The 19389-nt window shown below is 69.3% G+C and carries 17 protein-coding genes; 8 read left to right on the top strand and 9 right to left on the bottom strand.

The window, feature by feature from the left end; all coding sequences use genetic code 11:
* Window positions 1-35 precede the first annotated feature (35 nt).
* On the bottom strand, window positions 36-1379 hold the full coding sequence (locus PKE84_RS04935) for a TetR/AcrR family transcriptional regulator (protein WP_271176101.1): 1344 nt from the start codon (window positions 1377-1379) through the stop codon (window positions 36-38).
* 106 nt (window positions 1380-1485) lie between these two features.
* Here PKE84_RS04935 and PKE84_RS04930 point away from each other — a divergent pair, with 106 nt between their 5' ends.
* Together PKE84_RS04930 and PKE84_RS04925 are read left to right on the top strand one after the other, a co-directional pair.
* The gene (locus PKE84_RS04930; protein WP_271176100.1) at window positions 1486-2784 is read left to right on the top strand and encodes an MFS transporter; all 1299 of its coding nucleotides are present in this window, start codon (window positions 1486-1488) and stop codon (window positions 2782-2784) included.
* A 2-nt stretch (window positions 2785-2786) separates the two neighbouring features.
* Window positions 2787-4610: a glycoside hydrolase family 3 protein gene (locus PKE84_RS04925; protein ID WP_271176099.1), complete on the top strand. Its 1824-nt coding sequence runs from the start codon at window positions 2787-2789 to the stop codon at window positions 4608-4610.
* Window positions 4611-4674: 64 nt separating this feature from the next.
* Here PKE84_RS04925 and PKE84_RS04920 read toward each other — a convergent pair whose 3' ends face one another.
* The gene (locus tag PKE84_RS04920; protein ID WP_271176098.1) at window positions 4675-5286 is read right to left on the bottom strand and encodes a YdeI/OmpD-associated family protein; all 612 of its coding nucleotides are present in this window, start codon (window positions 5284-5286) and stop codon (window positions 4675-4677) included.
* A gap of 149 nt (window positions 5287-5435) precedes the next feature.
* Here PKE84_RS04920 and PKE84_RS04915 point away from each other — a divergent pair, with 149 nt between their 5' ends.
* Window positions 5436-5927: a DapH/DapD/GlmU-related protein gene (locus PKE84_RS04915; RefSeq protein ID WP_271176097.1), complete on the top strand. Its 492-nt coding sequence runs from the start codon at window positions 5436-5438 to the stop codon at window positions 5925-5927.
* 73 nt (window positions 5928-6000) lie between these two features.
* On the opposite strand, the gene PKE84_RS04910 is transcribed toward PKE84_RS04915, so the two are convergent.
* From PKE84_RS04910 to PKE84_RS04895, 4 genes are read right to left on the bottom strand one after another with little or no spacing between them, the layout of a single operon-like run.
* Window positions 6001-7230, bottom strand: coding sequence for an MFS transporter (locus tag PKE84_RS04910; protein ID WP_271176096.1), 1230 nt, complete (start codon window positions 7228-7230; stop codon window positions 6001-6003).
* Window positions 7227-7766: a helix-turn-helix domain-containing protein gene (locus PKE84_RS04905; protein ID WP_271176095.1), complete on the bottom strand. Its 540-nt coding sequence runs from the start codon at window positions 7764-7766 to the stop codon at window positions 7227-7229. The genes PKE84_RS04910 and PKE84_RS04905 overlap by 4 nt, the downstream gene beginning before the upstream one ends.
* A 31-nt stretch (window positions 7767-7797) precedes the next feature.
* On the bottom strand, window positions 7798-8211 hold the full coding sequence (locus PKE84_RS04900) for an SRPBCC family protein (RefSeq protein ID WP_271176094.1): 414 nt from the start codon (window positions 8209-8211) through the stop codon (window positions 7798-7800).
* The gene (locus PKE84_RS04895) at window positions 8208-8537 is read right to left on the bottom strand and encodes an ArsR/SmtB family transcription factor (RefSeq protein ID WP_271176093.1); all 330 of its coding nucleotides are present in this window, start codon (window positions 8535-8537) and stop codon (window positions 8208-8210) included. Before PKE84_RS04895 ends, PKE84_RS04900 begins: the two co-directional genes overlap by 4 nt.
* A 180-nt stretch (window positions 8538-8717) precedes the next feature.
* Here PKE84_RS04895 and PKE84_RS04890 point away from each other — a divergent pair, with 180 nt between their 5' ends.
* Window positions 8718-10841 carry an acyl-CoA dehydrogenase family protein gene (locus PKE84_RS04890; RefSeq protein ID WP_271176092.1) on the top strand — a complete coding sequence of 708 codons (2124 nt, stop codon included), beginning with the start codon at window positions 8718-8720 and terminating at the stop codon, window positions 10839-10841.
* A gap of 74 nt (window positions 10842-10915) precedes the next feature.
* On the opposite strand, the gene PKE84_RS04885 is transcribed toward PKE84_RS04890, so the two are convergent.
* Window positions 10916-11917 carry a malate dehydrogenase gene (locus PKE84_RS04885; RefSeq protein ID WP_271176091.1) on the bottom strand — a complete coding sequence of 334 codons (1002 nt, stop codon included), beginning with the start codon at window positions 11915-11917 and terminating at the stop codon, window positions 10916-10918.
* Between the two features lie 108 nt (window positions 11918-12025).
* On the opposite strand from PKE84_RS04885, the gene ypfJ reads away from it, so the two are divergent.
* The 3 genes from ypfJ to PKE84_RS04870 are packed head-to-tail and all read left to right on the top strand — an operon-like array spanning window position 12026 to window position 15103.
* Window positions 12026-12913 carry a KPN_02809 family neutral zinc metallopeptidase gene (gene ypfJ / locus PKE84_RS04880; protein WP_271176090.1) on the top strand — a complete coding sequence of 296 codons (888 nt, stop codon included), beginning with the start codon at window positions 12026-12028 and terminating at the stop codon, window positions 12911-12913.
* Between the two features lie 33 nt (window positions 12914-12946).
* Window positions 12947-13900: a prolyl aminopeptidase gene (pip, locus tag PKE84_RS04875; protein WP_271176089.1), complete on the top strand. Its 954-nt coding sequence runs from the start codon at window positions 12947-12949 to the stop codon at window positions 13898-13900.
* Window positions 13901-13909: 9 nt separating this feature from the next.
* Entirely contained in the window at window positions 13910-15103 is a 1194-nt protein-coding gene (locus tag PKE84_RS04870; RefSeq protein ID WP_271176088.1) for an amidohydrolase, read from the top strand.
* A 115-nt stretch (window positions 15104-15218) separates the two neighbouring features.
* Here PKE84_RS04870 and PKE84_RS04865 read toward each other — a convergent pair whose 3' ends face one another.
* On the bottom strand, window positions 15219-15677 hold the full coding sequence (locus tag PKE84_RS04865; protein ID WP_271176087.1) for an FAD synthase family protein: 459 nt from the start codon (window positions 15675-15677) through the stop codon (window positions 15219-15221).
* A 94-nt stretch (window positions 15678-15771) separates the two neighbouring features.
* Window positions 15772-16362: an arsenate reductase/protein-tyrosine-phosphatase family protein gene (locus PKE84_RS04860; RefSeq protein WP_271176086.1), complete on the bottom strand. Its 591-nt coding sequence runs from the start codon at window positions 16360-16362 to the stop codon at window positions 15772-15774.
* A gap of 348 nt (window positions 16363-16710) precedes the next feature.
* Between PKE84_RS04860 and PKE84_RS04855 the strand changes: the two genes are divergently transcribed.
* Window positions 16711-19374 (top strand): right-handed parallel beta-helix repeat-containing protein, encoded by a 2664-nt coding sequence (locus PKE84_RS04855; protein ID WP_271176085.1) that lies wholly within the window; start codon window positions 16711-16713, stop codon window positions 19372-19374.
* Window positions 19375-19389: the final 15 nt, after the last annotated feature.

Raw genomic sequence — 19389 nt, 5'->3', positions numbered from 1 at the left:
CTTTCGCCACCCCTCAACGGAGCGCACGGCGGGTATCAGCGCGTGCGGACCGCTGCCAGGTGGAGACTGAGCTGCTCGGCGATGTCCACCGACCCCCGGTCGTAGAGCCACTGGAACTGCAGGCCGTCCCACAAGGCCAGCAGCCAGGCGGCCTCCCGGTCGGCGTCGAGGGACTCCGGCAGTTCGCCCGACGCGATGAGCTCCGTGAAGGTCGCCGCGAAGAACGCACGCGTCCCCCGGAACCGCTCACGGAAGAAGTCGTGCCCCGGATGCCCGGGGTTGGTCGACTCGCCCGCGAGCACGCAGTACAGCTCGACGAGTCCCGGCGTCGCGGTGTTGTGCCGCGCCCCCTCGACCACGAGCTCGAGCCGCCGGGATGCGGTCACCGTGCCCGCTGGCACCTGCGCAAGCCCGAGCCGATCCCTGCGCTGCAGCACGGCCAGCAGGAGTTCGTCCTTCGACCGGAAGTGGTACAGCAGGGCCGACTTGGTGATCCCGACCCGGTCCGCGACGTCCTGCACGCTCGTTGCCGTGAACCCGCCCCGCGAGAAGAGGTCCATCGCGTCGTCCACGATCCGGTCGCGTCGTGCGCGTCCGCTCGCGTAACCGGCTGAAGCATCCGGTTCGTCACCGGTCTGATCTGCAGGCCACGCCGACGCTGCAGAGGATGTTGCCGGCAGGCCGGGGGTCGATTTGCCGCCTGAGCCAGGAGCGGTCGCAGCGGAGCCGTCGCCGACCAGCCAGGCGAAATGTGCGCGCAGATGGTCGCTTACCCGCACGCTGTCAGGCTCGTACAACGACTGCAACTGAAGGCCGTCCCACGCCGCAGCCAGACGGACCGCTTCGTCGACAGTCTCGATTTCGCGCGCGGCGAGGCCCGCGACGACGGGCGAGCTGAACTGCGCGACGCTCAACTCACGGAGCTGCGCATAGCGAGCGGCGAACCGTTCATGGGCCGGATGCTCCGCGCTGGTCGCCTCGCCGGCAAGCGCGGTGAAGAGTTCGACGTACCCCGGGATCCCGTCGTTTCGGTCGGCCAGTGCGATGAAAAGGGCCTCGCGATTCTCATCCGAGCCCGAGCCCGAGCCCGAGCCCGAGCCCGTGTGCGCGTCGAGCCAGCTCTCGATCCACTCCGCATTCTCCGTCTCATACCGGTCGAGCAACGCGATCAGTACCTCGTCTTTCGAGGCGAAGTGCCGGAGGAGCCCCTGGTGTGAGATCCCCACCCGCGCGGCGATCTCCCGAAGAGAGACGGCGCCGAACCCCACGTCGGCGAAGAGGGCAGCAGCCGCATCCAGAATCTCTACGCGTCGGGCGCGTCCGCGCGCATACCGGCGCGGAGATGACGTCTCCGCCGCGTCCCGAACCGCAGCGCTCACGGTCCGAGGATACCTGTGACAGCAATTGTTGCCAAACGGTCGAATTTGTGTCGTACACTACCTCCGAGCCAATGGTGGCTCGCGAAAGAACCGAAGGAACCGTCCGATGACACTGCCGTCCGAACTCGAGCCGACCCTGCCACCCCGTGACGCCATCGCGCCGTCCACGAACGGTCGACGAGAACCTCGATCTTTCGTCCCGACTCTCGCGCTGGCCAACTTCGGGGTCTTCGTCGCCGTGCTGACGCCCGTGATGGTGTCGATGGCCTTCAAACTGCAGCACATCACTGCGAACGCGACGGAGGCCACCAACGCGCTCGGCCTGGTGCTCGGCGTCGGTGCCCTGTTCGCACTCATCGCCAATCCACTGGCCGGGCGGCTGTCGGATCGCACCACCTCCCGCTTCGGGATGCGTAGGCCGTGGGTCGTCGGCGGCTCGGTCGTCGGCTTCCTGGCGCTCGCACTCATCGCCGTCGCCGACTCGGTCGCGATCGTGCTCGTCGGCTGGTGCATCGCGCAGGCGGCCCTCAACGCGGTGCTCGCCGCCGCGAACGCCACCCTTCCCGATCAGGTGCCGGAGGTGCGGCGCGGCAAAGTCTCCGGAATCGTCGGGATCACCACCCCGCTGGCGATCCTCGGCGGCTCGTTCCTCGTCAACCTGTTCTCGGCCGATCTCGCCCGCTTCATCGTGCCCGGTGCGCTCTGCGTCGTGCTGGCAGTGCTCTTCGCCCTCTTCCTGAAGGACAGGCGACTGGACACCAAGCCGGCCGAGCGCTTCGGACTGCGTGAGTTCTTCGGATCCTTCGTCTTCAATCCGCGAAAGCATCGCGACTTCGGCTGGACCTGGCTGACCAAGTTCTTCGTCATGTTCGGGTATGCCGGGGTCGCGACGTTCCTTCCGTTCTACCTCGGCGACCGCTTCCACCTCGACGAGCAGGCGACTGTTGCCACGATCCTGGCCGCCAACGCGATCTCCACCGTCTTCATGGCCGTGTCGAGCCCCATCGGGGGCATCCTCTCCGATCGCATCGGCAAGCGTCGCCCGTTCGTGGCGATCGCCGGACTGATCATGGTCGTCGGCCTCGTCATGCTCGCGCTCGCGCCGAGCGTGCCGTTCGTGCTGCTCGCGCAGGGCATCATCGGCTTGGGCGCCGGCTCGTTCTTCTCGGTCGACCTCGCACTCGCGACGCAGGTGCTGCCCAACCCGGCCGACACGGCCAAAGACCTGGGCGTTCTCAACATCGCGAACGCTCTTCCCCAGTCGATCGCACCCGCGATCGCACCCGCCATCATCGCGCTCGGCGCCTTGACGCCGCTCGGAGGCTACCCGACCTGGTACCTCTTCGGCGCTCTCGTCGCACTGGCCGGCGCGGTGCTCGTCTACCGAATCAAAGGAGTGAAGTAGTCATGACCAACATCCACGAAACCTCGACGGCTGAGGGCGATTCCGGGGCCGATCCGGTCGATCCGACGTATCGCGATCCGTCGCTGCCCGTCGAGGAGCGCGTCGAGAACCTGCTCGGCCAGATGACTCTGGACGAGAAGGCCGGCCTGTTCTTCCAGACCATGATCACGATCGGTGAGGGCGGCGAGATCGCCGGGGCCAACCCGATGTTCGGAATCCCGCCGACCGTCGAGATGGTCGAGCAACGCCACATGACCCACTACAACGTGTTCGGTGCGGCGCAGACCGCGGCGGAGATGGCCGAGTGGCACAACCGGCTGCAGGAGCTGGCGGCGAGCACGCGTCTGGGCATCCCGGTCACGCTCTCCACCGACCCGCGCCACTCGTTCAGCGAGAACCCGGGAGCCGCGATGCTCGCCGGGCCGTTCTCGCAGTGGCCCGAAACGATGGGTCTCGGCGCGATCGGTTCGGAAGAGGTGGTCGAGACGTTCGGCGACATCGCGCGCCAGGAGTACACGGCCGTCGGCATCCGGGTCGCGCTGCACCCGCAGATCGACCTGGCGACCGAGCCCCGCTGGGCCCGCCAGATGGCGACCTTCGGCGAGGACCCGGAACTCACCTCGCGACTCGGAGCAGCGTACATCCGGGGATTCCAGGGCGACGTGCTCGGTCCGGACTCGGTCGCGACGATGACCAAGCACTTCCCGGGCGGTGGCCCGCAGAAAGACGGGGAAGACCCGCACTTCGCCTATGGGCGCGAGCAGGTCTACCCGGGCGGTCAGTTCGAATTGCACCTCAAGCCGTTCGAGGCGGCGTTCGCGGCCGGCACCAGCCAGATCATGCCCTACTACGGGATGCCCGTCGGCACCGAGTACGAGGAGGTCGGCTTCGGCTTCAACAAGTCGATCATCACCGGCCTGCTGCGCGAGCGCTACGGCTTCGACGGCATCGTCTGCACCGACTGGGGACTCCTCAGCGATGCGGAACTCGGCGGCCAGCCGTTCCCGGCACGCGCGTGGGGCGTCGAGCACCTCTCGACGCGCGAGCGGATGCTGAAGGTGCTGAATGCCGGCGCCGACCAGTTCGGCGGCGAAGCCATCCCGGAGCTGCTCGTCGACCTGGTGCGCAGCGGCGAGGTCTCGGAGGAGCGCATCGACGTATCGGCGCGGCGCCTGCTCCGTGAGAAGTTCGTGCTCGGGCTGTTCGACGCGCCGTTCGTCGATGTCGAGCGCGCGTCGGCGATCGTGGGCAACGCCGGATTCGTGGCCGCGGGGGAGGCCGCTCAGCGGGCCGCGGTGACGCTGCTCGCGAACCACACGCTCGAGGGCGCGGAGGCTCCGGTGCTGCCGCTCAGCCGGGGCATCCGCGTGTTCGTCCACGGCTTCGATCCGGAGGCGGTGGCCGGGTACGCGACCGTCGTGGCGACGCCCCAGGAGGCGGAGGTCGCGCTGGTGCGCCTGCACGCACCCTTCGAGCAGCGGGCGACCATGTTCGAGAACTTCTTCCACGCCGGATCGCTGGACTTCCCGCAGGAGACCGTGGACGAGGTGCTCGCGATCGCCCGCGCCGTGCCGACGGTCGTCGAGGTCTTCCTCGACCGCCCGGCCATCCTGACCCCGTTCGCCGGCGAGGTCGCTGCCCTGCTCGGCGACTTCGGCGCCAGCCCGCGGGCGTTGCTCGACGTGCTGTTCGGCGATGCGGAGCCGCAGGGCAACCTGCCGATGGAGCTGCCGTCGTCGATGGACGCCGTGCGTGCGAACCGGCCCGATGTGCCGTTCGACACCGCTGACCCGCTCTTCCGGTTCGGTCACGGCCTGCGCTACTGACCAGCTCTCGTCGAGGGGCGGCGAACGCATCTGAAACCGCGAGTTACGGTGCGTTCGCCGCCCTTCAACGAGAAGGGCCGGCGGAGCCGGCCGAGCCGGGGCCCTGCGGATAGACGGTCTCGTGCGCGGCGAGCATCTCGACGAAGTCGGCGATACGGCGGGCGCGGGTCTCCGCGCGCTTGACGTTCGAGACACGGAAGATCAGGGCGAAGCGGTTCTGGCTCGTCAGGGTCTCGAAGAACGCCGCCGCCTCTGGGTTCGCCGCGATGGCTTTCGCCAGGTCATCGGGCAGCGTCTTGTCCGAGACCCGCTGGTAGGCGGCGTCCCACCGCCCGTCCGCCTTGGCGCGCTCCACCTCGCGCATCCCGGCCTCCGTCATGTCACCGGATGCGATGAGCGCCGCCACGAGGTCGCGGTTGCGCTGCGACCAGATACTGCGCTGCGTGCGCGGCGTGAACAGTTGCAGAAAGTGCGTGTCGTCCAGCGAGTTGCGCCGCCCGTCGATCCAGCCGAAGCACAGCGCGACATCGACGGCCTCGGCGTACGACGGGCTCGAGTGACCGGAGCCCTTCTTCGCGACCGCGAGCCGGATCCCTGTCGACGAATCGTGATGTCCGGCGAGCCAGGCGCGGAATTCCGTTGCGTCGGCGAAGTAGTGGATCTCGCGTTCTTCCATACACCGATTGTGCACCGATCCGCACCGGGGTTCTGGTACGAATACGACGGTGTACAGTGCGCGTTCTGCGAGGCAGCCAGGGAATTTTCTTTCCCTCTTACTCGTTATCCAAATGAACCGCTTTGCGACGATCTCGAAGGAGGACAGCGATGGCAAGGATGATTGAAGAACTCGAGGACGAGACCGGCGCCGTTATCAAGTACAAGAGGCACGCGAACGGGCGAGGACTCGTGGCACCCACTGCGCGCGTCGCGGAGTCCGCCTACATCGACGCGACCGCCTACGTGGAAGCCGACGCCCGCGTCGGGCTCGACGCGTATGTCGGAGCAGGCAGCTGGATCGACCAGGGTGCGACCGTGGGCGACCGCACCTTCATCGGTGCGAACGTGCACGTCGGCCCCGGGACGCGGATCGGCAGCGGAGTGCGTGTCGGCAGCAACGCGAAGCTCGGCCGCGAGGCGATGATCGGCAACGGTGCACGCATCGAGCGCGACGCGAAGATCGCGTCGGGCACGGTCATCGAGCTCCGCCGTGCTGCGGCGGCCCGGGCGGCGCTGGCCGCCCCGGTGCGTCCTGCCCGCCGCGCTGAGCGCGACTCGTCTCGCCGCGCTGAGCGCGACTCGTCCCGCCGCGCGGCGTAATCGCGCCGGTCGCAGCGAAGGCCCTCCCCACGGGGAGGGCCTTTCTGCTGTCATCGGCGAGTGGCCACGCCACCTACGCGCTAGCCGGCCGCTCCGCCGTCGACGCCTCCCGCAGCATCCGGATGCGCGTCCCCGCCACGATCGTGGCGGCCACGGCGATACCCGCGCCGACCGCGAACGCCACCGACGTCGTCGTGCGGTCGACCAGCACGCCCGCCAGTGCGGCGCCCACCGCGGCACCGGCGTTCACCGCCGTGTTGATCCAGGTCGACGCCTCCGTGCGCACGCTCTCCTCGGTCAGCGCGTCCGCAAGGAGATAGCCCGTGATCATCGACGGCGCGAGGAACACCCCGACCCCCAGCAGGATCACGCCGAGCACCACCGTCGTCGGAGCGAACGCCGCCAGCCCGCTGACGATCGCGAGCGCCGTGCTCAGCCCGATGAGCCGTACCGCGAGCGACGACCCCCACGACCGACGTCCGTAGAGGAGGCCGGCAACGCCGCTGCCCGCCGACATCACCGCGAGCAGGATGCCCGCGACCGCCGCCGACGCATGTTCCGTCGTGAAGGCGGGCACCGCGGTCTCGACTGTGCCGAGCACGACTCCGATGCCCACGAGGGCGATCAGCACGATCGCGAACCCGCGCTGCCGCAGCGGGCGCTGATGCGCCTGCCGGGGCTCCCGCATCGGGCCGCGCGCGCGAACGGCAGGTGCGGTCGCGAAGAGCACCGTGCCGACCAGGGCGACCACCGCCGTCGTGAACAGGGCGACGACGGGGCTCGCCACCAGCACCAGCAGCCCGACCAGGAGCGGTCCGGTCGTGAACACGACCTCCTCGCTCACCGCGTCCAGGCTGTAGGCGCGGGTCAGGATGCGCTGGTTCGGTGCGAGCGTCGACCAGATCACGCGCATGGTCGACCCGAGCGGAGGGGCGAAGAGGCCGACGGCCGCCGACAGGGCGACCAGCGCGGCATCCGGTGCGTCCGCGAGGCACGCGAAGCCGGTGGCCGTCAGCACGGCGCTGAACACGACGGCCATCACGATCAGCGCGTGCGTCGGTCCGAAATGGTCTACCGCTCGAGCCCGCCACGGCGAGGCGAGCACATTGACGATGCCGAAGGCGCCGGTCGCTGCGCCGGCGACCGCGAACGATCCGCTCGCGGCCTGCACGCTCAGCAGGAGCGAGAGCCCGACGGTCGCGTAGCTGAGGCGGCCGAGCAGCGCGGACCCCATCAGTCGCAGCGCGTGCGGCAGCCGCAGGACGTCGAGGTAGGACTCGCGCTCGCCGGTTCTGGCGGTCATCGTGCCGCCGTCAACTGGAAATAGGCGAGTGTCGCGCTGACCGGGACGGCGCCGGGGGAGCCCGCGGGCCGTGCCGCGTCGGCGAGCAGCACACCGGCAGCGCGGACGAGTTCCTCGGCCGCCCGCGATGCCTCGGGTTCCACCCAGAACTCGGCATCCGTGAACGCGATGACGCCGCCCTGCTCGTACAGTGCTGCGCGTCGCACCAGTTCCGCGGCCATCGCGCCCATGAGCGCCGCCACACCGCCATCACCCGACCCGATGCTCTCGGCGCTGGTCGGGTCGTGCCGGTAGCGCTTCGCCCGCCCGCCCCGGATGGCGACCTCTTCGGCCACGGAGACCAGCCCCGCTTCGTGCAGCCGTCGCAGGTGGTAGCTGATGTTCGCCTGGCTGTCATCGAGCTCGCGGGCCGCCTCCGCGGCACTGTAGGCGTCGCCGCCCAGCAGCGACAGCAGCCGCAGGCGCAGCGGATGCGCGAGCACGCGCAGATCCCGCAGGTCGCGCTGGTCGCGCAGGTCGTTCCGGTCGTCGGTCACGGCCTCAGTGTGGCCGATGAGCGATCAACTGTCAAACAGTTGTTTGGAGGTAGTCGAGCCGATCGAGACAGTCGGACCATCCCTCGGCGTGCGACCGGGCCTGTTCGTCGTCAGTGAACCGCTCGTGCAGCACGGTGAGCAGCGTCCCTCCGTCAGTCGCCGGCAGCAGGGTGATCGTGACGAGCGTCTCCTCGTCGTCGCCGTCCCACCTCCAGGTGAAGACCAGGCGCTCCGGCTCGTCGACCGCAGCGAAGACGCCCGAGACGCCCATCCCGGTCACCGTGGACGCGATGCTCCAGGCGCCGCCGACCGTGGCGTCGATCCGTCCCGTGCTCTCGAAGCGCGGCGGCCAGAACCACGACACGAAGTCGTCGGTCTCGGTGAACGCGCGCCAGACGCGCTCGCGATCGACTGCGAGGGTGCGAGTGAGTTCGATGCTGGTCACGGGTTCTCCTCCAGATGGTTCTCGAGCGCGTCGAGGCGGTCGTTCCAGAACTCGCCGTAGGTGCGCATCCATTGCTCGGCGGGTCGGAGCGCCTCCGGAGTCAGGCGGCACCAGCGCTCGCGACCCCGCTTGTCGCTGGTCAGCAGGCCGGCCGATTCCAGCACCCCCAGGTGCTTGACGAAGGCGGCCAAGCTCATCGGATGCGGTCGCGCCAGCGCGGTGACTGTCGCCTCGCCGCCGCGCAGCCGCTCGACGATGTCGCGCCGGGTCTGGTCGGCAAGGGCGCGGAAGATCGCATCCACGTCCCGCTGCAAAAGCTCAACCATATGGTTAAGTATTGCGGATTGTGGACAGGGGCACAACCGGCTGTGCTCGAATTGGAGCATTCCACAGTCGGCCCGCGGCGCAGCCGAGCGCGATTTGTAGGCCGGACACCGACGGCTTCGCGTTCGCAGCGAGCGGACGTAGCGTAACGAGGTCCCCCGCGAGATCGAAGAGGAACGCTCATGGTTGATACCGCCGCGCGCACCACGCCGTCGTCCACTACGTCCACAACGTCCGCCGCATCCGCCGCAGGCCCGAAGGCCACCACGCCGACCACCGCACCGGCCGGCCCGGCTCCGAAGGTCGATGTCGAGGCGCTCGGCCGCCAACTGCTGGGCGACTGGGCCGACATCCGGCTCGCGTCGCGTGCCCTGTCGAGCCGGCCCGAGCTGCAGAAGGTGGAGGGACTGAGTCTCGCCGACCAGCGGGCCCGCACGTTCGAGCAGCTCAAACTGCTCGTCGAGGACGGCCAGGTGCACCGCGCCTTCCCGAAGAGCGTCGGTGGGGGTGAGGACAACGGCGGCAACATCGCCGGCTTCGAGGAGCTCGTCGCAGCCGACCCGTCGCTGCAGATCAAGTCGGGTGTGCAGTGGGGCCTGTTCGGCGCCGCCGTCATGCAGCTCGGCACGGAGTACCACCACAAGAAGTACCTGCCCGGCATCATGTCGCTCGACGTGCCCGGCGCCTTCGCGATGACGGAGACCGGCCACGGCTCGGACGTCGCGAGCGTTGCGACCACCGCCACCTACGACCCGGAGACGCAGGAGTTCGTCATCGACACCCCGTTCCGCGGGGCGTGGAAGGACTACCTCGGCAACGCGGCCAAGGACGGCATCGCCGCCACGGTGTTCGCGCAGCTCATCACCAAGGGCGTGAACCACGGCGTGCACGCCTTCTACGTGCCGATCCGCGATGCCGACGGCGCGTTCCTGCCGGGCATCGGCGGAGAGGACGACGGCCTCAAGGGCGGCCTGAACGGCATCGACAACGGCCGGCTGCACTTCACCGGCGTGCGCATCCCCCGCACCGACCTGCTCAACAAGTACGGCGACGTGGCGGAGGACGGCACCTACAGCTCGTCGATCGACAGCCCGGGACGCCGCTTCTTCACGATGCTCGGCACCCTCGTGCAGGGTCGTGTGTCGCTCGACGGCTCCGCCGTGAACGCGGCGAAGATCGGCCTCAAGATCGCGATCACGTACGGCAGCGAGCGCCGTCAGTTCACCGCGGGCAGCGACTCCGACGAGGAGGTCATCCTCGACTACCAGCGCCACCAGCGCCGGCTCTTCCCGCTTCTCGCGACGACCTACGCGGCCGGTTTCGCGCACGAGGTCTTCCTGCGCAAGTTCGACGACGTCTTCAGCGGCCGCACCGACACGGATGCCGACCGTCAGGATCTCGAGACGATCGCCGCGGCGTTGAAGCCCCTCTCGACCTGGCACGCCCTGGACACGCTGCAGGAGGCCCGCGAGGCCTGCGGCGGCGCCGGCTTCCTCACCGAGAACCGGCTCACCTCGCTGCGCTCCGACCTCGACGTCTATGTGACGTTCGAGGGTGACAACAACGTGCTGCTGCAGCTCGTCGCCAAGCGCCTGCTGACCGACTTCAGCCGCAAGTTCGCGAAGGCGGATGCGGGAGCGCTCGCCCGCTACGTCGTCACGCAGGCGGCGGGCAAGGCCTACCACGGAACGGGCCTGCGCAGCGTGGCCCAGACCGTCAAGGACTTCGGCTCGACCGCCCGTGCGGTCAACTGGCTGCAGGAGCCGAGCACGCAGCGCGAGCTGCTCACCGACCGTGTCGCGACCATGATCGGCGAGATCGGCGGCCGCCTCCGTTCGGCCTCCAAGCTGAGCAAGAAGGCCGCGGCCGACCTCTTCAACTCGCAGCAGAACGAGCTCATCGAAGCGGCAAGGGCGCACGCCGAGCTGCTGCAGTGGGAGGCGTTCACCGATGCGCTCGAGAACACGACGGACGCCGGTACGCGCCAGGTGCTCACCTGGCTGCGCGACCTGTTCGGCTTCGGGCTGATCGAGAAGCACGCGGCCTGGTACCTCATCCACGGTCGCCTGTCGCCGCAGCGCGCTCAGGCCGTGACCGCCTACATCGACCGGCTGATCACGCGCATCCGGCCGCACGCGGTCGACCTGGTCGACGCCTTCGGGTACGGCCCGGAGCTGGTGCGCGCGAAGATCGCCACCGGTGCCGAGGCCGAGCGTCAGTCGGAGGCCCGCGCGTACTACGCCGAGCAGCGCGCGAACGGCACCGCGCCCGTCGACGAGAAGTCCCTCAAGACCAAGAAGCGCTAGCGCGATCGAGGGGTCCCGGCACGCCGCCACCATTCCGGTGACCCGGCGCGTCGGGACCCTTCGTCGTCGCCCGCCTAGATCAGGCCGAGGGCGCGCACGGCGTCGCGCTCCTCCACGAGTTCCGCCACCGACGCGTCGATGCGGGCGCGCGAGAACGCGTCGATGTCGAGGCCCTGCACGACCTCCCACGCGCCACCGGCCGACCGCACCGGGAACGACGAGACGAGCCCCTCGGGGACCCCGTACGAACCGTCGGACACCACGCCGGCCGACGTCCAGCGCTCTCCGGTGCCGCTGACCCAGTCGTGCACGTGGTCGATGGCCGCGCTCGCGGCCGAGGCCGCGCTCGACGAGCCGCGCACCTCGATGATCTCGGCGCCGCGCTTGGCCACGCGGGGGATGAACTCGTGCGCCAGCCAGTCCTCGTCGACGAGCTCGGTCACCGGGCGACCGTGCACCGTGGCGTGCGAGATGTCGGGATACTGGCTCGCCGAGTGGTTGCCCCACACGATCAGTCCGTCGATCGCCGAGACGGGCACGCCGAGCTTGGCCGCCAGCTGCGCGACGGCCCGGTTGTGATCGAGCCTGGTCATCGCGGTGAACCGCTCGGCCGGCACATCCGGAGCATGCGCACTCGCGATCAGCGCGTTGGTGTTGGCCGGGTTCCCGACCACGAGAACCCGCACATCGGATGCCGCGCCCGTGTTGATCGCGGCCCCCTGCGGCCCGAAGATCGCACCGTTCGCTTCGAGCAAATCGGACCGCTCCATACCTGGCCCCCGCGGCCGGGCGCCGACGAGCAGGGCGATGTTCACGCCGTCGAAGGCGGCCGTCGCATCCTCGGTCACGGTGATCGAGGAGACGAGCGGAAACGCGCCGTCCTGCAGTTCGAGGGCCGTCCCCTCGGCCGCGGCACGGCCCTGCGGGATCTCCAGGAGGCGCAGATTCACCGGGACGTCGTGCCCGAGGAGCTGGCCGGAGGCGGCGCGGAAGAGCAGGGCGTAGCCGATCTGGCCGCCCGCACCGGTGACGGTCACGGTGACGGGCGTTCGAGTGAATTCCGTGGCGGCGTTCATAGCGTCAGCCTATGCCGCGGCATCCGGTCATCGTCGGGCGGATTCCGTGCGTCTTTCGTGACTCCGGCCCCGTTCCGGATGCTCTGCTGTGAGACTACGGTGGCGTGCATGACGTTCGATCCGAACGCCGACATCAGCGGCGGCAAAGTCAGACGACGCGGGCGCACCGCCGGGATCGCGGCGGGAGGTGTCGGCGTCGGAGCGGTGCTGATCTTCCTCGTCTCCCAGCTGCTCGGAGTCGACCTCACCCAACTCGCCGGCGGTGGCACGCAGGGCCAGACCCAGCAGATCGGCACGGGCGACCAGCTCGAGACCTGCTTGACCGGCGCCGACGCGAACGCGAACATCGACTGCCGGATGAAGGGCGCCGCGGCTTCGCTGGAGACGTACTGGACCTCGGAGATGCCGGCCCTGGGCGGTGCGTACCATTCACCCGGGTTCGAGCTGTTCACCGGGTCGACGACGACCGGATGCGGCGCGGCCTCCAGCTCGACGGGCCCGTTCTACTGCCCGCCCGACGAGACCATCTACGTCGACACGGCCTTCTACGACCAGCTGCGCAGCCAGTTCGGAGCGAGCGGTGGTCCGCTGGCCGAGATGTACGTGGTCGCGCACGAGTGGGGGCATCACATCCAGAACATCGGCGGCATCATGACCGACCACCCCAGCAAGGCCACGGGTGCGGCTTCCGACAGCGTGCGGCTCGAACTGCAGGCCGACTGCTTCGCGGGCGCCTGGGCAGCGGCCGCCTCCAGCACCACAAGCCCGAACGGGGTGCGCTTCCTGCAGCCGATCACGAAAGCGCAGATCGCGGATGCGCTGAACGCGGCGTCGGCCGTCGGCGACGACCGCATCCAGAGCGCATCGGGCGGACAGGTGCGGCAGGACACCTGGACCCACGGCTCGAGCGCCCAGCGGCAGGCGTGGTTCACGCGGGGCTTCGGCTCCGGCGCGAAGGCGTGCGACACGTTCTCGGTGCCGGCAGCATCGCTCTAGCCGTGCGGGGAGCGCCGGCCGTAGTGTCGAGGGATGCGAACGTTCTATCCGGAAATCGAACCGTACGCCTCCGGCCTGCTCGACGTCGGTGACGGCCAGCAGATCTACTGGGAGACGAGCGGCAACCCCGACGGCAAGCCCGTCGTGTTCCTGCACGGCGGTCCCGGCGGCGGCACCACACCCAACCAGCGCCGGGCCTTCGACCCGCAGAAGTACCGCATCGTGCTCTTCGACCAGCGCAACTGCGGGCGCAGCCTGCCCCACGCCAGCGACCCGGATGCCGACCTGAGCGCCAACACCACGTGGCACCTCGTCGCCGACATCGAGAAGCTGCGGGAGCATCTCGGGGTCGAGCGGTGGATGGTCTTCGGCGGCTCGTGGGGGAGCTCGCTCGCGCTCGTGTACGCCGAGACGCATCCGGATCGCGTGACCGAGCTGGTGCTGCGCGGCATCTTCACGCTGCGTCGCGTCGAGCTCGAGTGGTTCTACGAGGGCGGCGCCGCCGCGCTCTTCCCCGACCTCTGGGAAGGGTTCCTCGAACCGGTCCCCGAGGCCGAGCGCGGGCACCTCATCCGGGCGTACAGCAGGCTGCTGAACGATCCGGATCCCGCGGTGCACGGTCCGGCCGCGGTCGCCTGGTCGCGCTGGGAGTCGTCGACGATCACGCTGCTCCCGCGTCCGGATGTCGTGGAGTCGTTCACCGAGGAGAAGTACGCGGTCGCCTTCGCGCGCATCGAGAACCACTACTTCATGCACGGCGGCTGGTGGGAGGAGGGGCAGCTCATCCGCGACGCGGAGAAGCTCCGCGGCATCCCCGCCGTCATCGTGCAGGGCCGCTATGACGCGTGCACGCCGCCGATGACCGCCTGGGACCTGCACCGGGCGTGGCCGGAGGCCGAGTTCCGGATGATCCCCGATGCGGGTCACGCCTTCGACGAGCCGGGCATCCTGGACGCGCTCATCGAGGCGACCGACCGGTTCGCGTAGGTGACGCCGATGCAGACGGTCCTCCGCAACGTGCGCCCGTGGGGCGGCGCCGCCTCCGATCTGAGGATCGCCGATGGCCGCATCGTCGCGGTCGATGCGGTCGAGACCGACTATGCGGCCGCGGAGTCCTTCTCGGGCGACCCCGGCACGCAGTTCATCGAGGGCGACGGAATGCTGGCGCTCCCCGGGTTCGTCAACGCGCACGCGCACCTCGACAAGAGCTGGTGGGGCCGGCCGTGGGTGCCGTACGGCGGCGAGGCGACCACGCAGGGGCGCATCGCGCACGAGCGCGCCCACCGCGACGAGCTGGGCATCCCGAGCACGGCCAGCACGTCGGCCCTGCTACGCGCCCTGGTGGCGCAAGGGACGACGGCCTTCCGCTCGCACGTCGACGTGGACCTCGGCGTCGGGCTCGACGGCATCCGGATCGTCCGCGAGGCCGTCGCGTCGCTCGGCGTCCCGGTCGCGCTCGAGATCGTGGCGTTCCCCCAGGACGGCGTGCTGCGGCGTCCCGGCGTGCTCGACCTGCTCGACCGGGCGGCCGCCGAGGGAGCCGAGCACATCGGCGGCCTCGATCCCGCATCGATCGACCGTGACCCCGTCGGCCAGCTCGACGCTTTGTTCGACATCGCCGACCGGCGCGGCGTGGGGATCGACATCCACCTGCACGACGGCGGGGAGCTCGGGGCGTTCGAGTACGAGCTCATCATCGAGCGCACCCGTGCGACGGGACTCGCCGGCCGCGTCAACGTGGCTCACGGCTTCGCGATCGGCGAGCTCTCCGCTGCACGGCAGCAGCAGCTGATCGACGGGATGCGCGAGGCGCGCGTCTCGCTCACGACCGTCGCGCCGATCAATGCGCCCCGGCTGCCGCTCGGATCGCTCCGGGAGGCGGGCATCCCGGTCGGGCTGGGAACGGACGGCATCCGCGATCTCTGGGGTCCGTACGGCGACGGCGACCTCCTGCGCCTGGCGACGCGGCTGGCGCAGCTCAGCGGCGCCCGCCGCGACGACGAGCTGACCGCGGCCGTACGCCTCGCGACGAGCGACGCCGCCGGCTTCGTCGGCAGGCCCGTTCACGACCTGGTGGTCGGCGCGCCCGCAGACATCGTGCTGGTCGACGCGCAGAACGTCCCCGAGGCGCTCGTAGCGGCGCCACCGCGTGCGCTCGTGCTGGTCGGCGGGGTCGAGTTCCCCGCCTGACTACGATCGAGTCCGAACTTCTTGCACCCCAGTCCGGCGTGTCGGGGGCAGCAACTTCGGACTCGATTGCGTGCAGGGACTCGATTGGGTAGAGGGCTCGCTCGCGTAGAGACGGTCAGTGCGCGGCGGCCTCGAGGCGCTCGGGAGCAGCGGACGCGCTGAGCGCGTCGAGTGCGCGGCGAAGGGTCGTGCTCGACGTGCTCATCGTGTACGGGAAATACACGACCTCGACGCCGACCTCGGCGAACTCGCGCTCCAGGCGCAGCCCCTTCTCGGTGCCGCGCCAGTCATCGCCCTTGAAGAAGACGTCGAATCGCAGTTCGCGCCAGGTGTCGAGCTTGTCGGGGACGGTCTCGGCGACCGCCTCGTCGACGAACGAGATGTGCGAGACGATCTCCAGCCGCTCGGCGAGCGGGATGACGGGTTCGATCCCTTTCGTCAGCCGGAGCATCTCGTCGGAGACGACACCGGCGATCAGGTAGTCGCACTCGCTCTTGGCGTGTTTCAAGATGTTGAGGTGTCCGATGTGGAACAGATCGAACGCCCCCGCTGCATAGCCGACGCGTCGGGTCACGGGCTACTCCTTTAACGGGTTGAGGTTTGCTCACCTATTCTGGCCCGTAAATGAGTATTTGTCACTCATGATTCGCCCGCCGGTCACCCGGAGTTCATCGTGACGCGCGCAACGCCCTCCCGATCGACGCGGTCAGGGGCTCGATCTGGGCGAGAGACGCGTGATACGCGGCGCGTCCCCGCCCGTACGGATCGAGGATGTCGCCCTCCAGATATCCGCGCCGGGTGACGGATCCGAGGTCGGCGATGCGCGCGCTCGGGCGGTTCGCCGCCGCCCACGCGACGAGCTCCGCGGCTGACATGCCGCGCGTGCCGCTCGTGTCGCCGTGATCGCGCACGGCGTCGGCGAACTCGGTCAGGGTGAACACGCGCCGGAGGGCGCGCGGCTGCTCGCCGACGACCCACTCACGGTGCTCGCGCGTCGCGGTGAGGATGAGGTCGGATCCGGCGAGCAGCGACCGGGTCGCCTGCCGGGCGGTGAAGCGGTCGCTCGGGATGCCGAGATCGGCCAGCAGTTCGTCCATCGGCGGGGAGATCGGCCAGCCGGCCATGGCGTGGGTGCCGGCCGAGCTCACGTCGAATCGCGGGTCATCGGAGAGGCCGGCCGCCAGCAGCAACTCGGTCGCGGGGGATCGGCAGATGTTGCCGGTGCACACGGCGAGTACGCGAAACGGGTCGGATGACATGTCCCCATTCTGCTGGACGCCCCCGCTGCGAGGACCTGCCGAAGCTGGAAGGGCCCTGGGAAGGGGGGTGTGCGGAACCTAGCGCAGACGACGCGGCATCCTGAATACTTGTCGCGTCCGATCAGCTCGCCGTTCGGCGCGTGAACAGGGGTTTTCGCCGCCGGATGCTCACCCGAAAGGGGGGTAAATCGTTATAGGCGCAAGGTGTTCCCAGCGCTAAGCTGGAGAGTTACGTTGGCAATATGGTCGCGCTCTCTGATAGCGTCGCCTGCAGAAATTCAGTAGTCGTTGGTCTCACCTACTGTTCCGCCCCCCTCAACGACGAAAGCATTGGACAGACACTCCCTTATGGTCCGTCAGCCCGCTCACCGCCTCACACCCCCAACAAAAAACAACCGCCGAATCGGATTCGGCATCACCGCCGGCGTCACCGCCGCGGCGATCGCTGCGTTCGGCCTTCCCGCCCTTGCCGCGAATGCTGCACCGGTCACGTATCAGAACGACAAGCAGATCGTCTCCGACACGTTGAACCGCGTGCAGAAGAACGGCTGGGGCGTCGCCCCCGTCGGCGGTGCATACACGGTCAACAGCGCCCAGGCCTTCTCGGCCGACGGTGCGACCGGCGTCGCCGCCGTCCCCCGCCCGGGCGCATCGCTCAGCGCATCCCTTCCGTCGGCCACGGCCACGGATGCCGACGCGTCGACCGTCATCAGCGTCCCCTCCATCCCGACCTCCGGATACGGCGTGTACGCCGGCGTCCAGCTGCGGTCGGCGAAGGGCTCCTATTACCAGGCGACCGTCCGCGTGGACTCCCGCGCGAACGCTCTGCTCTCCACCTCCCGCGTCAACGGATCGACTGCCGATCAGACCGTCCTCGGTGGCGAGAAGCTGATCGCACAGGGCGTCACGCCCGGGCAGAAGATCTCCGTCGACTTCCGGGTAACCGGCACCGACACCGTCACGACCAGCGCCCGCGCCTGGATCTCGACGAAGACCATGCCCGACTGGCAGCTCACCGCGAGCGATTCGAGCGCGAAGAAGCTCGTCGGCTCCGGTGCCGTCGGCCTGTGGACCTACGTCTCGAGCAGCAGCGCGGCTACGCGTGTCTCGTTCGACAACGTCTCGGCCTACTCGCTGAAGGCCGTGCAGCCCGGGAAGCCGACGCAGCCGGTCACCCCGCCGACGACGACTCCCACGCCGCCGGCCACTCCGACCGCCCCGCCGACGACTCCGGCGCAGCCGACCGAGCCGGCGCAGCCGACGCAGCCCACCCAGCCGACGCAGCCGACCACCCCGCAGACGGGTGGCGACGCCACCATCGACCAGTCGACGGCTCGCGCCGCGACCGGTTCCGCGGCCGTCGGAACCACCAGTTACGCCGTGCCGAGCGGAGCGTACTTCGTCGCCCCCGCCGGTTCTGACGCCGTCGCCCGCAGCACGCAGTCGACCCCGTGGAAGACCGTGCAGCACGCCGTCGACGCCGCTCCGAGCGGATCGACCATCGTGCTCCGCGCCGGCACCTACCACGAGACCATCCTGATTCCTCGTGGCAAGAAGCTGACGATCCAGGCCTTCCCGAAGGAAGCCGTCTGGTTCGACGGCAGCCGCACCGTCAGCAACTGGACCCAGTCCGGTTCGACCTGGGTCGCTGGCGGCTGGAACGTCGACTTCGACGACAGCCCCACCTACACCCGCGGTGCCCCCGACGGCACCGAGGACGGCTGGGCGTTCGTGAACCCCGCCTACCCGATGGCCGCTCACCCCGACCAGATCTGGATCGATGGGACCGCCCTCAACCAGGTCGGCTCGCGTTCAGCGGTCAAGGCGGGAACGTTCTTCGTCGACACCGCCGCCAAGCAGCTCGTCATCGGGTCCAACCCGTCGGGCAAGCAGGTGCAGTCGAGCGACACCGTCAAGGCGTTCACCGTCCTCGGTGACGGCAGCACGCTGCGCGGCTTCGGCGTGCGCCGCTACGCTCCGTCGGTTCCCGACATGGGCGCGCTGCAGGTCTACGCCGCCGGCGCGACGCTGGAGAACCTGTCGATCACCGACAACTCCACCACCGGCCTCGCGATCGGCGCTGTGAACAACACCGTCACCAACGTCACCGTCGCCCGCAACGGCCTGCTCGGTGCCACCGCGACCTACGCCGACGGCCTCAAGGTCTCCGGAATGCTGGCCGCGAACAACAACACCGAGCACTTCAACCGCGCTCCCGTGTCGGGCGGACTCAAGGTCGCCCGCTCGCGCAACGTGAGTGTCGTCAACAGCAACTTCCTCGCCAACGCGGGCAACGCGCTGTGGTTCGACGAGTCGGTGTACAACGCGAGCGTCGCCAACAACGACGTCATCGGCAACTCGGGTAACGCCGTGATCGCCGAGATCTCGGCCAAGTTCGCCATCGCGAACAACGTGATCGCCAACAACGGCATCGTGGGCGTCCTGGTCAGCGACACCAACGGTGTGCAGATCCACAACAACACCATCACCGGCAATGCCCGCGACATCAACATCGTGCAGGGCACCCGGCGCGCCAGCCAGCTCTCCACCGCGGGTCACGACCCCCGGCAGTCGCTGCCCGACCCGACGATGACCTGGATCACGGGCAACGTCAGCGTCGTCAACAACGTCATGGCGAAGAGCACGGGCAACGCCGTGCTGGCCGTCGAGGACTACAGCCACGAGCACTCGGCCGCGCAGATGGGGATCACGATGAACGGGAACGTCTACCAGCGTTCCAGCGCGTCGCTTCCCACCTGGGCCGTGATCTGGTCGCGCGGCGCCGGCAACCCCGCCGTGTACAACTCGCTCGCCGAGTTCACCGCGGCGACCGGTCAGGACCGCTCGTCCCGCGCCGTCGATGGTTCGGACGTGCTGAGCGGCATCACGCAGCTCGTCCCGACGATCGGTGCCGCTGCTGCGACGATCGCCCAGCCGGTGACCGCTGCCACGGCCGCCCTCACGGGCAAGCCCGCCGGCGTCCACCAGCTCGGCGCCTGGTCGACGAAGTAGCACGTACCCAGCGCA

It is taken from the genome of Leifsonia poae (assembly GCF_027921845.1).
Lineage (GTDB): Bacteria > Actinomycetota > Actinomycetes > Actinomycetales > Microbacteriaceae > Leifsonia > Leifsonia poae.
Note: the sequence above shows the minus strand (reverse complement) of the source record. Positions and strands in the feature narration are given on the sequence as shown.